General features: G+C 71.1%; 15 protein-coding genes. 5 read left to right on the forward strand and 10 right to left on the reverse strand.

The window, feature by feature from the left end; all coding sequences use genetic code 11:
* Nucleotides 1–155: 155 nt before the first annotated feature.
* Nucleotides 156–1298, forward strand: a complete 1143-nt coding sequence (locus SH922_RS31880; RefSeq protein ID WP_393061942.1) for a mandelate racemase/muconate lactonizing enzyme family protein — start codon at nucleotides 156–158, stop codon at nucleotides 1296–1298.
* A 67-nt stretch (nucleotides 1299–1365) separates the two neighbouring features.
* On the opposite strand, the gene SH922_RS31885 is transcribed toward SH922_RS31880, so the two are convergent.
* The 8 genes from SH922_RS31885 to zapE form a co-directional block, all read right to left on the reverse strand.
* Nucleotides 1366–2739: an alkaline phosphatase PhoX gene (locus tag SH922_RS31885; RefSeq protein ID WP_393061944.1), complete on the reverse strand. Its 1374-nt coding sequence runs from the start codon at nucleotides 2737–2739 to the stop codon at nucleotides 1366–1368.
* 81 nt (nucleotides 2740–2820) lie between these two features.
* The gene (locus SH922_RS31890) at nucleotides 2821–4368 is read right to left on the reverse strand and encodes a sensor histidine kinase (protein ID WP_393061946.1); all 1548 of its coding nucleotides are present in this window, start codon (nucleotides 4366–4368) and stop codon (nucleotides 2821–2823) included.
* The gene (locus SH922_RS31895) at nucleotides 4365–5084 is read right to left on the reverse strand and encodes a response regulator transcription factor (protein ID WP_393061948.1); all 720 of its coding nucleotides are present in this window, start codon (nucleotides 5082–5084) and stop codon (nucleotides 4365–4367) included. Before SH922_RS31895 ends, SH922_RS31890 begins: the two co-directional genes overlap by 4 nt.
* 176 nt (nucleotides 5085–5260) lie before the next feature.
* Nucleotides 5261–7021, reverse strand: a complete 1761-nt coding sequence (locus tag SH922_RS31900) for a CotH kinase family protein (RefSeq protein ID WP_393061950.1) — start codon at nucleotides 7019–7021, stop codon at nucleotides 5261–5263.
* A complete protein-coding gene (locus SH922_RS31905; RefSeq protein WP_147969506.1) occupies nucleotides 7018–7695 on the reverse strand; it encodes a DUF4956 domain-containing protein in 678 nt (225 codons plus the stop codon). The genes SH922_RS31900 and SH922_RS31905 overlap by 4 nt, the downstream gene beginning before the upstream one ends.
* Entirely contained in the window at nucleotides 7692–8588 is an 897-nt protein-coding gene (locus SH922_RS31910) for a polyphosphate polymerase domain-containing protein (protein WP_393063747.1), read from the reverse strand. Before SH922_RS31910 ends, SH922_RS31905 begins: the two co-directional genes overlap by 4 nt.
* A 218-nt stretch (nucleotides 8589–8806) precedes the next feature.
* A complete protein-coding gene (locus tag SH922_RS31915; protein ID WP_073734893.1) occupies nucleotides 8807–9232 on the reverse strand; it encodes an OsmC family protein in 426 nt (141 codons plus the stop codon).
* 84 nt (nucleotides 9233–9316) lie between these two features.
* Nucleotides 9317–10408, reverse strand: a complete 1092-nt coding sequence (zapE, locus tag SH922_RS31920) for a cell division protein ZapE (protein ID WP_393061953.1) — start codon at nucleotides 10406–10408, stop codon at nucleotides 9317–9319.
* Nucleotides 10409–10443: 35 nt separating this feature from the next.
* Between zapE and SH922_RS31925 the strand changes: the two genes are divergently transcribed.
* The 4 genes from SH922_RS31925 (at nucleotide 10444) to msrB (ending at nucleotide 13659) form a co-directional block, all read left to right on the forward strand.
* Entirely contained in the window at nucleotides 10444–11208 is a 765-nt protein-coding gene (locus SH922_RS31925; RefSeq protein ID WP_393061955.1) for a pyrimidine reductase family protein, read from the forward strand.
* A 148-nt stretch (nucleotides 11209–11356) separates the two neighbouring features.
* A complete protein-coding gene (locus tag SH922_RS31930; protein ID WP_393061957.1) occupies nucleotides 11357–11809 on the forward strand; it encodes an indole-3-glycerol phosphate synthase in 453 nt (150 codons plus the stop codon).
* 40 nt (nucleotides 11810–11849) lie between these two features.
* The gene (gene murC, locus SH922_RS31935; protein ID WP_393061959.1) at nucleotides 11850–13244 is read left to right on the forward strand and encodes a UDP-N-acetylmuramate--L-alanine ligase; all 1395 of its coding nucleotides are present in this window, start codon (nucleotides 11850–11852) and stop codon (nucleotides 13242–13244) included.
* A gap of 10 nt (nucleotides 13245–13254) precedes the next feature.
* Complete coding sequence (msrB, locus tag SH922_RS31940) at nucleotides 13255–13659, forward strand: peptide-methionine (R)-S-oxide reductase MsrB (protein ID WP_393061961.1); 405 nt, start codon at nucleotides 13255–13257, stop codon at nucleotides 13657–13659.
* Between the two features lie 33 nt (nucleotides 13660–13692).
* Here msrB and SH922_RS31945 read toward each other — a convergent pair whose 3' ends face one another.
* A complete protein-coding gene (locus tag SH922_RS31945; RefSeq protein WP_393061963.1) occupies nucleotides 13693–14154 on the reverse strand; it encodes a hypothetical protein in 462 nt (153 codons plus the stop codon).
* A 130-nt stretch (nucleotides 14155–14284) separates the two neighbouring features.
* On the reverse strand, nucleotides 14285–16732 hold the full coding sequence (locus SH922_RS31950; protein WP_393061965.1) for a GTPase-associated protein 1-related protein: 2448 nt from the start codon (nucleotides 16730–16732) through the stop codon (nucleotides 14285–14287).
* Nucleotides 16733–16759: the final 27 nt, after the last annotated feature.

The raw sequence follows: 16759 nt of genomic DNA on the forward strand, positions 1-16759 counted from the left end.
GTGGATCCTTGCGAACGTTCCTGGACGTGTCAAGAGTGTTTCCACAAGGAAAATCTGCTGCCTGCAAAGGGCTTGTGCAGGGCTGTTCCCGGTGCGGATGATGCGTTCTCATCAATGGTGCTGAAATTGCGGGAACGTTTTCATAGAGGAGTGGCATGAAGATCACCGGCCTGGAAGTGCTGACTCTGCCCGACCACGGCGACAGCATGATGCTCGTCGTGGTCGACACCGACGAGGGCATCCACGGCCTGGGCGAAGTCGGCATCAGGTCCCGGCAGAAGGCGGTCGCCGGAGGGCTCGAGCATCTGGCAGAGCTGATCACCGGCGAGGATCCGCGGCGCATCGAGCACCTGTGGCAGGTGATGTTCCGCCGCGGCTTCTTCCCCGCCGACCGGATACTGGGCGCCGCCATAGCCGCCGTGGACGTGGCCCTGTGGGACATCCGGGGCAAGGCCCTCGGCGTACCGGTGCACGAACTCCTCGGCGGCCGGGTCCGTGACCACGTACCCGCCTATGTGCACGTGGGCGACGGCTACCACGACCGCGAGTGGTTCCTCGACCGCTGCCGCGGCCTCGTCGGGGCCGGCTGGCGCCATCTGCGCTTCGCCGCACCGCACGACGCCGACGACGTGCTCGACGCCCGCCGCTGCCTGCGCGAGACCGTCGAGCTCTTCCACCAGGTACGGGACACGGTGGGCCACGAGGTGGAGCTCATCCTGGACGTGCACACCCGGCTCGATCCGCCCGAGGCGCTGACCCTGTGCCGGGAGATCGAGGCGGCCCGCCCGTACTTCGTCGAGGACCCGCTGCGCTGCGAGAACCCCGACAGCTACCGCATGCTCCGGGCGCGCACCGGCGTCCCGCTGGCCGCAGGGGAGCAGTTCGGCTCCAAATGGGAGTTCAGGTCCCTGATCGAGGGCGAACTCATCGACTACGCCCGGGTCGACGTGGGCGTCGCCGCCGGTCTGACCGAGGCGAAGAAGATCGCGGCCATGGCGGAGGCCCACCACATCAAGCTCGCCACCCACAACCCGCTCGGCCCGGTCACCGCGGCCTCCTCGCTCCAGCTCAACCTGGCCTGCCCGAACGTGGCGATCCAGGAGCACCAGACCGACCCCGAACCGGCCATCGCCGCGCTCTTCACCCACCGCCCGGTGGTCGTGCCGGGCCGGGTCGAGCTCAGCGAACTGCCCGGCATCGGGGTGGATATCGACCGCGAAGAGGCCCGCAAGTACCAGGCCACCGCTGCCGAGCGCCCCCATCTGCGCACGGCGGACGGGGCGTTCACCAACTGGTAGGAATCGCCGGGACGGAGGAGGGGAACGGCTGCGGTGCGGACCGCCCCCCTCCTCCTCACTCAGCCGGTCAGCGCCACGGCCCCGTCACCGCGAACGTCGTCCCCGGTGTGTAGCAGTTGACGAACATCGTGTCCCGGTCCGGTGCGAACGTGACCCCGGCGAACTCGCCCCACTCCGGCTCCTCGGCCGTCCCGATGTTCTGCCGGCCGCGCGCCATCGCGTACACCTCACCGCGCCGCGTCAGACCGAACACGTGCTGGGCCCCGCCGCCGTCCTCGCACACCATCAGCCCGCCGTCGGAGGCCAGACAGATGTTGTCCGGGGACTCGCCCGGCAGCTGGATGTCCGTGTCCGGACCGAAGACGATGACCAGCGTCAGCCGGCGCCGACTCGGCTCGTACCGCCAGACCTGCCCGAAGTGGTCGGCGGCCGATCCCTCCGAGCTGTGCGCGAAGCTGGAGACGAAGTAGACCGAGGAGCCACCCCAGTAACAGCCCTCCAGCTTCTGGCCGTGGGTGATGCCCTTCGGCCCGAAGTCCTGGAAGCGGATGGGTGTTTCGGCGGCCAGTGGATCAGGGACGGGGACCCACTCGATCCCCTCGAAGCTCGTCCCGGTCTCCTGGACCGCGGAGAGGTCGGGGACCCCCGGCACACGCATGGCCTCCAGCCGGCCGCCGGCCCGCAGGGAGCCCGTGCCGCCGAGCGGCTTCTCGGGCAGGAAGCGGTAGAAGAGCCCGAACGGCTTGTCGAACGCGTCCTCCGTCTCGTACACGACACCGCTCTGCGGATCGATGGCGATCGCCTCGTGCTGGAAGCGGCCCATCGCGGTCAGCGGCACGGCGCCGGTGCGGTGCGGATCGGCGCCGTCCACCTCGAAGATGAAGCCGTGGTCCTTGGTGTAGCCGTTGGTGCCGGCCTTGTCCTCGGTCTCCTCGCAGGTCAGCCAGGTGTCCCAAGGGGTGCGCCCACCGGCGCAGTTCACCGCGGTACCGGCGATGGCGACGCGTTCCCCGAGGACGTTGTTGCGGCCGTCGAGCTCCAGGGCTGTGCAGCCGCCCTTGCCCATGGGGTCGTACGTGAGCCCCTTGACGGTCGGCACGGAGATCGCCGCGTCGACCCGGTTCTCATGGTTGCGCACCAGCCGGACGTGTCCGCGCCGGCCCGCGAAGGCGGCCATGCCGTCGCAGTGGCTGGGGACCGGGCCCTCGCCGGAGCGGAGCGGGTCGCCCTCCCGGGACAGTACCCGGTAGCGGAAGCCCTTCGGGAGATCGAGGAGCCCGTCCGGGTCGGGCACCAGCGGGCCGTAGCCCGCGTGGCCGCGGGCGGCGGACGTCCCCGCGAAGAGTTCGGTGAAGGCGCCGGTGAAGGCGATCGAGGCGGCGGCGCCGCTCGTGGCCAGGATCTGTCGTCGTGTCGCGAGACGTCGAGGTGCGGTTGACATGTGGCAACTCCCTGTTGGCGGACAGGTGACATGGCATTGTCAAAAGCAGGCCTGCCCGTTCGAGGCCTTCGGCGAACGTTGTCACGGCCGAGTGGCCGGTCCTGCCCCGACGCTCCGGGGCAGAAGCAGACGGAACGTGGATCCGGAGCCGGGCCGGGTGTCGAGTTCGAGCCGCCCGTGATGTGCCTCGGCGATGGTGGAGGCGATGGACAGGCCGAGACCCGAACCGGGCTCGGGACCGCCCGGGTTCGTCGCGGGTCCGCGGTAGAAGCGTTCGAACACCTGCCTGGCGGTGTCGGCCGTCAGCCCCGGACCGTCGTCGGCCACCTCCACCACGCACGCCGGTGTGCCCGGTGGCAGCGGCGCCGTGGCGCTGCTGCGGCCCGGCCGGTCGGTCCCCCCGGTGTCCGGGCCGGTGCGTACCGTGCCCACTCGCACCTCGACGCGTGCGCCGGGCGGCGTGTGGACGCAGGCGTTGGCCAGCAGGTTGGCGATCACCTGGGCGAGCTGATGGGTGTCGCCGAGCGTCTCGACCACGTCGAGTGCCTCCCGGGAGCGGTCCGGGCCTCCACCGCCCAGCGGCGCCAGCCGCACGTCCCGCCCCGGGTGTGCGACGACGGCCGCGCCGACCCCGTCGGCCGCCAGCGAGAGCAGGTCCACGGTCTCCCGGTGAGCCACGGGCGCGTAGCCCAGTTTGGCCAGCAGAAAGAGATCGTCGACGAGGCGGCTCATCCGCTCCGCGTTCCGGGCGATCAGTTCATGGGCCTCGCGCCGTTGCGTCGCCGGGGTGCGGGGATGCTCCACGAGCAGTTCGGCGAACCCCTGGATGGAGGTGAGCGGTGTGCGCAGTTCATGGCCGGCGTCGGCCATGAAGCGGCGCAGCCGTTGCTCGGAGGCGTCCTTGCGGTGCAGCGCCGCCCGCACCTGGTCGAGCATCGTGTTGAAGGCGATGCCGAGCCTCCCGGTCTCCGTACGCGGATCGGTGTCGGTGACGCTCAGGTCCGCTTCACCGCCGGTGATGCGCAGTGCCGTGCGTTCCATCCGGTCCAGGGGGCGCAGCCCCAGGCGTACGGCCGCGCTTCCCAGCAGTCCGACAGCGATGGCGGCGACGGCACCGATGCCGATGCCGACCCACAGCAGTTTGGACGTGGCGCCCTCGACGGTGTCCAGGGGGAGCGCGACGACGACGCGCAGGCCGTCGGGGGCCGTTTCGGCGATCACCCGCCAGTCCGAGGACCCTCGGTCGGCGGGAACGGTCGTGGGCCGCCCGTCATCGAGGGTGAGGGAGGACGCGGTCGCGGGAAGCCGGGGGCGGCCGTCTCCGCTGCCCAGTGAGTCCGGCCGGAGCCGTCCGTCGGCCCCGTAGAAGTAGACCCGGTAGTCGGAGGGCAGGGCGTCCTCGCGGGGGAGTGGTCCGGGCCCTTCGGACGCCCTGCCGTGGGGAGGGGCGGAGCGGGACGGGGGAGGCGGGCCGAAGTGCGTGAGGCGGTGGTCGATCTGGCCGGTGAGCCAGGCGCGCATGACCGCCAGCCCGGCGGCCTGGGAGGCCAGCACGGCGACCGTGGCCAGCACCGTGGAGATCAGCACCAGGCGGGTGCGCGTCGAACGGGGCCGCAGCCGGAGGATCACGGCGCGTCCTCGCGGGGCAGCCGCAGGCAGTAGCCCACACCGCGCACGGTGTGGATCAGCGGTGGGCCGGTGTGGTCGGTCTTGCGGCGCAGGTTCTTGATGTACGTGTCGACGATGCGGGTGTCCCCGGCGAAGCCGTACTGCCACACCTCCTGGAGGATCTCCTGCTTCTCCAGCACCTTCTCCGGATGGGACACCAGGCACACCAGGAGCCGGAACTCGGTCGGGGACAGCTGCACGGCCCGCCCGGCACGGTGCACGGTGTGCCGGTCGGGGTCGACCTGCAGGTCCGCGTACCGCAGCGGGGGCCGCTCGGCCGGCGGCCGGGGCGATCCGGCGGTGCGGCGCAGGATGGCGCGGATCCGCAGCAGGATCTCCTGGATGTGGAAGGGCTTGGTCACGTAGTCGTCACCGCCGGAGCTGAGCCCGATGATGCGGTCCTCGATGTCGGTGCGGGCGGTGAGGAACAGCACCGGGGTGTAGTCGCCCCGGGAACGGAGCTCGCGTGTCACGGCGAAGCCGTCGGTGTCCGGAAGCGTCACGTCCAGCACAATCAGGTCCGGCCGGCAGCGGCCCGTCTCGCCGATGGCCTCCCGCCCGTCCGCCGCGGAGACGACGCTGAACCCGGCCGCGTTCAGGGCCGAGGTGAGCAGTGTGCGGATGCTCGGATCGTCCTCGACGACCAGGACGGTGTGCCGGGCTGACTGCGCGCCCATCGGACGGATCACCTCGTGCGGTACGGACGGAACGCACGCCGGGCGAGGCGGCGCTGGGCGGTGCGCGGTGATGGTAGCGGGCGAACATGTGCGGACTCACAGGAACAGGATCCGCGTGTACGGCGGCGGCGCGCCCGGGCGCGGAAGGGAGGCTTCCGGCCAGGGCGCTCCGGCGGTCAGCCGGTGACCTCCTTGTTCTTCGCCAGGGCCGTGGTCCGCGAGGTGACGGTGGTGCTCAACGTGCCCACCACGGTGTCGACGTCCTCGGCGGGGACACCGGCCCGCTCGGCTTGCGCCGCGAGGTCCTTCAGCGCCTTCGTGGCCTTGCCGGAGGCGAAGAACTTCTCGTACAGGTCCTGGTACGCCTTCTTGTAGACCGCGTCGAAGGCGTCGAGCCCGAGGAAGCGTTCCTTGAGCACGTGCCCGGACATCCCGCCGCCACCCTGGCCTCCGCGGCCGGGGGCGTCGTCGCCGGCCGCGCCGGGCCCGCCCGTCATGTCAGGCATGTTGGGCATGTCAGGCATGTTGGGGATCTCCGGCATTCCCTGAGGGGCCTCCCCGGTCTGCCCGCCCTGCTGACCGGCCTGGCCACCCGGGCGGCCGCCGCCCATGCTCATCTCGTCGTCCGGCCCGGCGGTCGCGTCCCCGCTGAAGGTGAGGTTGTAGTCCCATCCCAGCACCGAGAACTTCTTCGTGTTCAGGTCGTACCCGAGCAGATAGTTCTTCCCCGGGCCCGCCATGTCGTCGAAGTTCATCAGCAGGTTCTGCGTCGCGACGTAATGGGCGAACGAGTCGACGTCGACGTACTTGTCGAGGTCGGCGGCGAACTCCTTGTCCGAGGAGTTCTCCACCCACTTGGTCAGCTTCATCACGGGTTCGAGGTCCTGGCTGCCGACCTTGTTCAGCTGGCGGAAGGACGTCTCGTACTTCGAGGGGTCGTCGCCCTGGTAGGCGAAGGTGCCGCCCGCCCTGGCCTTGTACACCACCGATTCGCCCTCGACGGCCTCGGCGTACTCGGTGTCGGGGTTCTCGACCATCAGGCGCACGGCGGTCGGCCGGTTGTTCACCTTCAGGGTCGAGAAGCCGTACCGCTCGGCCGGCTCCCCCGTTCCGTCGATGAGCGAGAGCGCCAGCGCCTCGTTGACGGGCACCTGGGCGTTGCTGCCCGGACGGAGCGAGATCTCCCGCTCGCCCTGGTAGGCGCGCCCCTCCACGTACTCGTCGATCTTGATGAGCCAGGGGAGTTCCTCGGGCTTGTCGGCGGAGAGGTTGTACTGCGTCATCCCGCCGCCGGCCCGCCCGCCGCCACCGGCAGCCTGACCACCACCGGCAGCCTGACCACCACCGGCTGCTTGGCCACCACCGGCCGCCTGACCACCGGCCGCCTGACCACCACCGGCCGTCTGCCCGTCGCCGGGCGGTTGCGCACCGCCGGGCGGTTGCGCACCGCCGGGCGGCTGTGCGCCCTGGCCCGCTTCCCCGACGCCGGGGAAGCGGTTCTGCCCGCCCGCGCCGCCGGGCATCCCTCCGCTGCCCCGCAGGGACATGAGCGTGGAGTTCCCCTTGAGCCGGATGCCGACGTCCTGCAGGTAGACCCCGTCGATGGTGAGGTCCGCCGGGATCGGGTCCTTGGTCCCGTCGTCCTTGAACTCCTTCATCATCTTGTCGAAGTCCGTCTGGTTGTACTCCAGTTGGACGGAGTGATTCACCGAGGTGTCGTACAGCCCGACCGTTCCTGCGACGTTCTCGGTGATGGTGTCGGCCTCGGCCCGGGAGGCGGAGGTCACGTACGGGGAGATGCGCGCGTCGCCGAACGCGTAGAGCATCACCGCGAGCCCCGCGCACAGGGCGCCGGCCGGCTTCCAGTGGTGCCGCAGCCGGACGGGCACGCGGTCGCGGAGCCGACGCCTTCGGGGCGTGCCGTCGCCGGGCCTCACAGGTCGGTCGTGTCGTAACCGGTCAGCACCGTCACCCGCTGGCCGGAGGTGCGTTCCTGCAATGCGGTGACCAGGTCGCCGGGCTCGGTGCCCTTCTTCATGCGCACGGTGTAGAACACCTCGTTCAGGGCTCCGCCTCGGATCGTCTCGGTGCTCACCAGTTCGAACTCGGTGGTGTACTTGATCAGGACGTCACGTATGCCGGGGGTGTAGTCCTCGCCCGCCGGGACCTGGACCTTGACGACCTGCCGCTGGACGTTCAGGGCGAACCAGTCGAACTTGTGCATGATGACGACCACTACGCAGATGACGACCGCGCCGACCGCGGCCAGTGTGTAGAAGCGCGCACCGCAGGCCATGCCGATCGCCATGGCCAGGAAGATGAAGCCGACGTCCCGGGTCTCCTTGACCGCGTTACGGAACCGGACCACGGACAACGCGCCGACCAGCGAGAACGCCCGTGCGAGGTTGGACCCGACGACGAGCATGATCAGTGCGACGATCATGCCGACGATGACGAGGGTCTGGACGTAGGACTGGCTGTAGGACACGTTCCGGTGGGTGTACCGGTAGACGTACCCGATCACCGTGCTCAGGACGAACGACAGCACCATCGCCGCGACGACGTCGGTGACGCTGAACGTCCCGCTGAGTTCCTGCAGATCGAAATTCACTGTGCTCCTGCTTTCACCGGCGGCTCGTGCGCCGCCGGCTGCGTGTCGAGGGGGTTGGCGGGCGGCGGGAAGTCCGCCTCGTCGAGGTGGAAGGCGGACCGGGGTGCCAGCCCGAACGCCTCGATCGACTGGACGTACTTGGAGACCCGCACGAGGCTGAGGTTGTGGCGTGCGGCCAGGTCGGTGATCCAGTGGGGGGTGCGCTCGTTGACCTTGATCTCCATCACCGACATGTGCGGCGGGATGGTGAAGCGGTTCTCCGGATTCGCCTGGCCGAGGTGGAAGTCCCGGTCGCGGCCCCGGATGCGCCGGTCGAAGGTCACACGCAGGCCGGTGTCCGAGCCGCGTCCGACCAGTGCCTCGCGCTGGTAGCCGGTGATCGCGGTCGGCCGCAGGTTCAGCCGCCCCACCAGGTCGAGGACCTCGTGGATGAAGGCCCGCTCCTTCGGCGTGTGCTCCACCATCTCCCGCCCGTCGCAGAGTTGACGGGCCGTGCCGTACGGGAGGGTGATGCGGCGCTTCTGCGTGACCCGGTTGACGCGTTGCTTGATCTCGACGCACACGGGCGACGCGTCCGTGACGCCGTCCGGTTCGCCGTAGTGCCGGATGCGCAGCTTGCGGCGGAACTTGAGCCCTTCGATCTTCTCCCAGTAGAACCGCAGCTGCGGTGAGTCGTAGTACAGGCTCCACACGCCGTATCCGCCGACCGGACCGTTCAGGTCACGGTCCATCCGCTCCGCGAGTTCGTCGCGGAGCTCTGCGGCCAGGTCCACGGGGACCAGGTACTTGAGCTCGTATCTGTTGAACGCGTGCAGTCTGCTCGCGACATGCAGCGGTGGGGGGTCCTCGTCGTCCTCGGGACGCCCCTGGGCGGGCTCCCGGAACGGAGCCATGTCGGGTTGCGACACCGCGCGCCTCCTTCGTCGTCCGTGCCGGACCGGCCGGCGCGGATCACGCAACCAACGACGGATGAGGAAGCGATGAGAAACCCGGGTGTATTGCAGGAGGATTCAAGACGGCCGGAAGATGAACACGGCCGTGCTTGCGCCGGGGCGGACAGCACTGACCCCGGGCGGCTGGTGCCGGCCCGGGGTCAGTGGGTGACGAGGAATCAGGCGAGCGAGGCGCTCAGCGTGATCGTCGTGCCCGTCAGCGCCTGGCTGACCGGGCAGTTCGCCTTCGCGTCCTCGGCGGCCTTGACGAAGCCCGCCTCGTCGAGACCCGGCACCTCGCCCTCGACGGTGAGGTGGATCCCGGTGATGCCGGTGCCGGGCTGGAAGGTGACCTCGGCCTGGGTGTTCAGCCGGGTCGGCGGGGTGCCGGCCGTGGCGAGACCGTTGGAGAGCGCCATCGAGAAGCAGCTGGAGTGGGCCGCGGCGATCAGCTCCTCCGGGCTGGTCTTGCCGTTCGCCTTCTCCGCGCGGGACGGCCAGGAGACCGGGTACTCCCCGATTCCGGACGAATCGAGGGTGACGACACCCTTGCCCTCGATCAGGTTGCCTTCCCAGACCGTGTGCGCCTGACGCGTGGTAGCCATGCTGGTTCCCTTCAAACGGAATGCGCGGTTGTACGGGGGTGGTGAGGCACTCCGTCGTGCCCCACCTTTGTCACGCCCCCGAACCTACTGCGCCACCAGCCCCTTTGCGTCGCGCGCCAGCGCTGTCAGCCGGGAGATTGCCCGGAAGTACTTCTTCCGGTACCCGCCGTTCAGCATCTCCTCGCTGAACAGCCGGTCGAACGGCATCCCGGATGCGAGTACCGGAACCTCCCGGTCGTACAGCCGGTCCGCGAGAACCACGAGCCGCAGCGCGGTCGACTGGTCGGGCACCGGCTGCACCTCGGTGAGGCACACCGCCCGGATGCCGTCCGTCAGCGCGCCGTACCGGCTCGGATGGACGCGGGCCAGATGGTCGAGCAGCGCCGGGAAGTCGTCCAGGCTGGCGCCCTGGGTCGCGTAGGCAGCCCTGGTGACCTGCTCCTCGGAGTACGGCGGCGGGGCATCGGGCAGGCCGCGGTGGCGGTAGTCCTCACCGTCGATGCGCAGCGGGCGGAAGTGCGAGGACAGCCCCTGGATCTCCCGCAGGAAGTCGGCCGCGGCGAACCGGCCCTCGCCGAGCTTGCCCGGCAGCGTGTTGGAGGTCGCTGCGAGCGCCACCCCCGCCTCGACCAGTCGGCTCAGCAGCGAGGAGACCAGCACGGTGTCGCCCGGGTCGTCGAGTTCGAACTCGTCGATGCACAGCAGCCGGTGCCCGCTCAGCGTCTGCACGGTCTGCTGGAAGCCGAGCGCGCCCACGAGGTTGGTCAGCTCCACGAAGGTGCCGAAGGCCTTCAGGGAGGGCGCTGCGGGCGTGGCGTGCCAGAGGGAGGCGAGCAGATGGGTCTTGCCGACGCCGTAGCCGCCGTCGAGATAGACCCCGCGCGGGCCGCTGGGCGCCACGGCCTTCTTGCCGAACCACTTGCGCTTGCCGGCGCCCGTCGCGTGCGCTCCGCCGAGCCCGGTCGCGAAGTCGGCGAGGACCTTGACGGCCTCGATCTGGCTCGGCTGGTCGGGGTCGGGGTTGTACGTATCGAAACGCACCGAGTCGAAGCGCGGCGGCGGCACCATCTCGGCGACCAGGCGGTCGGCAGGGACGTGCGGCTCAAGGGCGCACAGGGACAGCGGGGCCGTTTCGGCTATGGGGCGGGACCCCGGCACGGCGGTGGAGGAGGACACAACTCCCGAGCTTAGGCCGTGCCAGACTGCAGAACATGCGACGCCTGTTCCCTGTGACCGACCTGACAGCGGTCGACGACCTGGGCGAGTGGAGTCTGGACGCCCTCGCCGACGCCTACGCCTACCCAGGGACCGACGGTCCCTGGCTGCGCGCCAACATGGTGTCGACCCTCGACGGCGCCGCCCAGCACGACGGCCGCTCGCAGCCGATCTCCTGCGAGAGCGACATGCGGATCTTCGGCACTCTGCGGGGTCTGGCCGATGTGGTGATCGCGGGCGCGGAGACCGTACGGCTGGAGGGTTACCGCCCCGCCCGGGCCCGGGAGGCCTTCGCCGCGCGGCGGGCGGCGGCCGGCCAGGGGCCCGCGCCGGCCGTCGCCGTGGTGAGCGGCAGCCTGGACCTGGACTTCTCGCTGCCGCTCTTCGTCTCGCCGCTGGTCCCGACGCTCGTGCTCACCGGTGCGGGAGCACCGCCCGACCGGATCGAGACGGCCCGGAAGGCGGGTGCCGAGGTGGTGATCGCGGGTGAGGGCTCCCGGGTGGATCCCGCCCGCGCCGTGAGGGAGCTGGCCGACCGCGGGCACCGGCGGCTGCTGACGGAGGGCGGGCCGCGGCTGCTCGGCCAGTTCGTGGCCGCGGGCGTGCTGGACGAGATGTGCCTGACCCTGGCGCCCATGCTCACGGCCGGCGACGCGCAGCGGATCGCGGGCGGTCCGTCCGTGGCCGTGCCGGAACGATTCGCCCTGGCGTCGCTGCTGGAGGAGGCCGGGTTCCTCTTCTCTCGGTACCGTCGGATCTGACAATCAGCGGAATATTCCGTTCCGGTTAGCGTTCGGTGGGCAGAATGGATCTCGCAGACCCCGTGCGAGCACGGGGAAGGATGGTTTCAGCAGTGATCGACGACGGTCACTGAAGCAGAAGGGCCCTGTGGTGTTCACCAGCGTTTTGATGATCGAGAAGCCCCTCACTTCCGAGGACGTCGAGTTCGTCACCACCCTGCACGGGGAGGAGCAGATCTCCTTCGTCGTACTCATGCAGCCGCGTGGCGACCAGGCGGATGTGCTGTTGCGGGCCATCGACGACCTGGCGATGGGCGAACTGAAGGAAGCGGCCCGGGAGAGCGAGGAGCCGGAGGGGAAGAACGCCAGACAGTCCGCCGAACTCGCACTGGAGGTGTCCCTGGAGGCCCTGCGTCAGGCGGGCTCGGAGGCCGTCGGGCAGGTGATCGAGAACCACCCCCTGGACAAGCTCACGTCCGTCGTCGACGAGGCGGAGGCCGACGAGGTCATCGTCCTGACCGCCCCGCACTACGTGGAGGAGTTCTTCCACCGCGACTGGGCGTCCCGCGCCCGTCACAAGGTCGGCGTACCGGTGCTCAAGCTCTTCGCGCACAGCGAATAGGCTGGGAGCCCCTACCCGCACCACCCTGGGAGACACACGCATGGCACCCGGTATTCCTGCCGCCATGGAACGACCGCACTTCATCGGCATCGGCGGCGCCGGAATGTCGGGCATCGCGAAGATCCTCACCCAGCGGGGTGCGAAGGTCGCGGGCAGCGACTCCAAGGAGTCCGCCACGGCCGAGGCGCTGCGCGCGTTGGGGGCGACCGTCCACATCGGGCACGCCGCCGGTCACCTGACCGACGACGCCACGTGCGTGGTCGTCTCCAGCGCGATCCGCGACGACAACCCGGAGCTGGTGCGCGCCGGGGAACTGTCGATCCCCGTCGTGCACCGCTCCGACGCCCTCGCCTCGCTGATGCAGGGGCTGCGGTCCATCGCCGTCGCGGGCACCCATGGCAAGACGACCACCACGTCGATGCTGGCCGTCGCCCTCACCGAGCTGGGTCTCGACCCCTCGTACGCGATCGGTGGCGACCTGGCGGGACCCGGAACCAACGCCACACACGGCGAGGGCGCGATCTTCGTCGCCGAGGCCGACGAGAGCGACCGGAGCTTCCAGAAGTACGACCCCGAGGTCGCGATCGTCCTCAACGTCGAGCTGGACCACCACGCGAACTACGCCTCGATGGACGAGATCTACGACTCCTTCGAGACCTTCGCCGGGAAGATCGTCCCCGACGGCACCCTGGTGATCTCCGCCGATCAGTCCGGCGCCGTCGAGCTGACCCGCCGGGTGCGCGACCTGTCCGCGCTGAAGGTCGTCACCTACGGTGAGTCCGAGACCGCGGACGTGCGCGTCCACAAGATCACCCCGCGCGGTCTGACCAGCGAGGTCACGGTCGTCCTGAACGGGAAGTACCTCACCTTCACCGTCTCCGTCCCGGGCCGCCACTACGCGCTGAACGCGGTGGCCGCCCTCGCCGCGGGCGTCGCCCTCGGCATCCCCGCCCACAACCTCGCCTCGGCCCTCGGCAAGTACACCGGGGTCAAGCGTCGCCTCCAGCTCAAGGGCGAGGCGGCCGGCGTCCAGGTCATCGACAGCTATGCCCACCACCCCACCGAGATGACCGCCGACCTCGAGGCGATGCGCGGCGCCGCCACCGACGCCCGCATCCTGGTCGTCTTCCAGCCTCACCTCTTCTCCCGCACCCAGGAGCTCGGCACCGAGATGGGCCAGGCCCTCGCGCTGGCCGACGCCTCCGTGGTCCTCGACATCTACCCGGCCCGCGAGGACCCGATCCCCGGTATCACCAGCACCCTGATCATCGACGCCGCACAGGCCGCCGGCGCCGACGTCACCGCCGTGCACGACAAGGCGACGGTCCCCGGGGTCATCGCGGGAATGGCGAAGCCCGGCGACCTCGTTCTCACCATGGGGGCGGGCGATGTCACGGACCTCGGCCCGCAGATCCTGGACCACCTGTCGAGCTGAGGGAGCCACCGTGTCGTACGACATCGAGAAGCCGGACGAGCAGTGGCGGGAGGAGCTCAGCCCCGCCGAGTACGCCGTCCTGCGCAAGGCGGGCACCGAGCCGGCCTTCGTCGGCGAGTACACCGACACCAAGACCACGGGCGTCTACTCCTGCCGCGCCTGTGACGCGGAGCTGTTCCGCTCCGACACCAAGTTCGAGTCGCACTGCGGCTGGCCGTCCTTCTACGACCCGAAGGACACGGACGCGGTCGAGCTGATCCAGGACCGCAGCCACGGCATGGTCCGCACCGAGGTCCGCTGCGCCCGCTGCGGCTCGCACCTGGGCCATGTCTTCGAGGGCGAGGGCTACCCGACCCCGACGGACCAGCGGTACTGCATCAACTCGATCTCACTGCGGCTGACGCCCGACGCCTGAGAACCGGCCCCCGAAGAGGACTGACGCGACGCGTCAGTCCTCTTCGGGCGTCTCGGGCTTCAGCAGCGGGTGCACCACACCGGGGAAGACCCGGGCCCGCACGACCGTCTCGGCCGAGCCGCCCTGGATCACGGTCTCCGCGACACCCCAGGGCCGGCCCGGCAGCTGGACGATCAGGGTGTACGAGGCGGAGCAGCCGGTGCACTCGTACCGGTCCACCCAGGTCTCCACCTCGGTGGCGCTCCCGGGATACCGAGCCACGTGCCGGTGCCGGGCGTGGCACCGCTCGCACGTCTCGCCGGGTTCGCACGTGCCGCCGCACGGGCAAGGCACGTCGAGGGAGTCGGCCGGGCGCCAGCGCTGCGTGAGGACGGCGTCACGCGTGGCGCCCATGTCCTTCATCGCCTTGAGATTGCGGGCGGCCACGTTGTACGACTCACCGGTCGCCGCCATCCGGTCGCGGATCACGTCCTTGCGCCCACGGTTCGTCGTCATCTGTTCCTCCTGGGGTTCACGCAGCCCGCCAGGAGCCCACGAGATCGGTATGCCCCACGGTACCCGGCGCACCGCACCACCGATGACACACGCGGGCGGGCCCGCGACCGGCAGCAACCCGCCTTCCCGCTCAGATCCGGCGCACCCGGCCCGCGATCCGCCTGCCCAGCCGCCCCAAGGTGCCCTGGCCCCGGCGGTTCCAGTCACGGAAGGCCTCCGCCCGGCCACTGCTCCCCGAGCGCCCCACGGCTTCCTCCACCGCGGCGACCCCGTCGGCGGAGAGCTTGCGCACGGCGGGCCGCAGCACCTCCTCCAGCAGGGCGGCGGCGGTCCGGCTCCATTCCGCTCCCGCGTGCGGATGAGCGGTCCAGACGGCGAAGCAGTCCGCGGCGTAGCCCGGTTCCGCCTTCAGCCGGGAGCGGACAGCGGTACCGCGTGCGGCCCGGTCGTACGCGGCGACGAGATCCGGGTCGCCGCTGTGCACGAGTGCGTACAGCTCGGCCTCCGGCCGGTCCGGCGCGAGCAGCCGCTCGGCGAGCGCCCCGAAGGCATGGCTGAGCACCTCCGCCTCGACCGGCTCGGCGTCCCTGCGCAGCGCGCGGGCCCGCTCCGCCCACTCCGGCGCCGCCGAGTCCGACCGGATCTCGCGGGCGAACTCCAGGAGCAGCAGCGCCCCGCGCTCCCGGCCGCCGATGTCCTGCGGGAAGCCGCGCAGCAGATCGTGGGCGAGCTCCGGCGCCTCCTCGTCGGTGGCGGGCGCTCCGAGCGCCGCGGCCACCAGGTGCGACCAGGTCCCGGCCGTCCGGTGGGCGTCCGACGTGGCGGCCTCCAGCAGCAGCCGGCCCTCGCCCGCAGTCACCGTGCCCTCCTCCCACACCAGCCCCACGGCCGTCCGCAGCACCAGCGGCTCCGCGAACGGCGACATCCCGGCGGCCCGCAGCACACGGTGCACCGCGCCCACCCGGTCCGCTCCGCAGCCCGCCTTGGCCTCCGGCGCCTCCGCGCACATCCGCAGATGCGGCAGCAGCTGGGTGCCGGTGAACGGCAGCGGTACCCGCCCCAGCAGCCGCTCGACACCCGACGGGTCCTGCGGCGCGATCCGGTCGAGCGCGCCGAGCAGGGCCGTCCGTACGTCGAACTGCTCGTCCATCAGCTCCAGCAGTGCGGGCGCCCAGCCCGGCTCGCCGTCCCCGGGCACCAGCAGGGCGGGTGCGAGCCGGCGGACGACCGAGGGCAGCAGGTCCGCACAGTCCACGCCGAGCAGCCGGGCCACCCGCAGCAGCTGTACCGTCCGGGCCACGTCGAGACCGGCGCCCGCACCGCTCAGCTCGGTCAGGATCTCCGGACCGAGCACCGAGGCGACGGCCGAGCCTTCGGGGCCGTTGAACGCGGTGCGGCCCGGCAGCTCCACGGAACCGTTGCCGCCCCGGACCGCCTCCGTGACCAGCATCGCGGCCAGCGGGGCCGTGGTCGTCGCGGGGGAGCGGCCGTCGAGCGCGGCGAAGAGCCGCCCCGCTGCGTCGAACTCGGGGCCTGTGCGGTCGTCGACCCCGGGCGCGGTCAGCGCGTCGACCAGCTGCCGGGTACGCTTGGCGTCCAGCGCGTAGGGCCGCTCGGCGGCCCAGCCGGCGGCGGCGGCGCGTCCGTTCGTTCCCAGCGCTATGCCCGCGCACAGGGCCGTCACGGCCACCGGTCCTGCCGCGAACGGCTCCCCGGGCAGCTCTGCGGCCTCCCGGAACAGCTCCGGCGCGCGGCTCCGCCAGATCCGGGCGGCCGTCTCGGCCCAGGCGTCGGCCACCGAACCCTCCGGGCGCGGACCGGTGCACGTGTGCACGCTGAATCCGGGACCCGTCAGTTCGTGCGCGTCCTGCGGCAGTACTCCGACGATCTGTTGCGGGGCACGCTGCGGGTGACGGGTGTACGTGGTGAACGTCAGCCGCTCGGCGAGCCCGTCGGGCAGCGCGACGCAGGCCAGCGCGATCCACCGGGCCACGTCCGCGCTCTGCCGCTCGACGAGCACGACCCGGCCGGCGTCGTCCTGCCCCCACAGCCGGCGCAGATCGGCCAGGACCCCGGCGAGCCAGGGGCCCCGGGAGACGGCGAAGTCGTTGAGCCCCTCGCGGTCCCGGGCGTGACCGGTGGCGGGCAGGGCGGCGAGCGGGCCGGGAAGCGTACGGTCCGGCGTCGTGGCGGCCCAGCGGGCGGACCGGCAGACGGCGATCGGGAGCGCGCCGCCAGGAAGCCGGGTGCCGGCCGGGAGATGGACCGCGTGCGCGTGGAAACCCAGGGCGGAGCTCGGCGCGGGCTGCACCGCCACCGTCCGGGCCAGCAGATGACTCCCGTCGGAGAGCACGCTGAAGCTGAGCGCCTCGGGCAGCGCGCGCAGCGCGGCGTCCGCGAGCCGGGGCGCGGTACCGGCGGGTGTCTCGTACTCCAGGAGCGGTCCCGCCTCGGTGAGTACGGACGCGGGTATCGCGGCGTCAACTGCGGTGAATCGGGCCCGTATCGGTTCGGCCTCGCCGGTGCCGGGGCCGTCCCCGCCGGTTGCGGAGGTGTAGTGCAACTGCGCGAGGCTCATGCGTCGGCTCTCTTCGTCCCTGCCGTG

Origin of the sequence: Streptomyces sp. LN549, from assembly GCF_043203805.1 — a bacterium.
Taxonomy (GTDB): domain Bacteria; phylum Actinomycetota; class Actinomycetes; order Streptomycetales; family Streptomycetaceae; genus Streptomyces.

Bases quoted from the DNA above. Each gene is read 5' to 3' on its own strand.
- SH922_RS31880 (WP_393061942.1), top strand. From the start codon at position 156: ATGAAGATCACCGGCCTGGAAGTGCTGACTCTGCCCGACCACGGCGAC.
- SH922_RS31885 (WP_393061944.1), bottom strand. From the start codon at position 2,739: ATGTCAACCGCACCTCGACGTCTCGCGACACGACGACAGATCCTGGCC.
- SH922_RS31895 (WP_393061948.1), bottom strand. From the start codon at position 5,084: ATGGGCGCGCAGTCAGCCCGGCACACCGTCCTGGTCGTCGAGGACGAT.
- SH922_RS31910 (WP_393063747.1), bottom strand. From the start codon at position 8,588: ATGGCTCCGTTCCGGGAGCCCGCCCAGGGGCGTCCCGAGGACGACGAG.
- SH922_RS31915 (WP_073734893.1), bottom strand. From the start codon at position 9,232: ATGGCTACCACGCGTCAGGCGCACACGGTCTGGGAAGGCAACCTGATC.
- SH922_RS31925 (WP_393061955.1), top strand. From the start codon at position 10,444: ATGCGACGCCTGTTCCCTGTGACCGACCTGACAGCGGTCGACGACCTG.
- SH922_RS31930 (WP_393061957.1), top strand. From the start codon at position 11,357: ATGATCGAGAAGCCCCTCACTTCCGAGGACGTCGAGTTCGTCACCACC.
- murC (WP_393061959.1), top strand. From the start codon at position 11,850: ATGGCACCCGGTATTCCTGCCGCCATGGAACGACCGCACTTCATCGGC.
- SH922_RS31945 (WP_393061963.1), bottom strand. From the start codon at position 14,154: ATGACGACGAACCGTGGGCGCAAGGACGTGATCCGCGACCGGATGGCG.
- SH922_RS31950 (WP_393061965.1), bottom strand. From the start codon at position 16,732: ATGAGCCTCGCGCAGTTGCACTACACCTCCGCAACCGGCGGGGACGGC.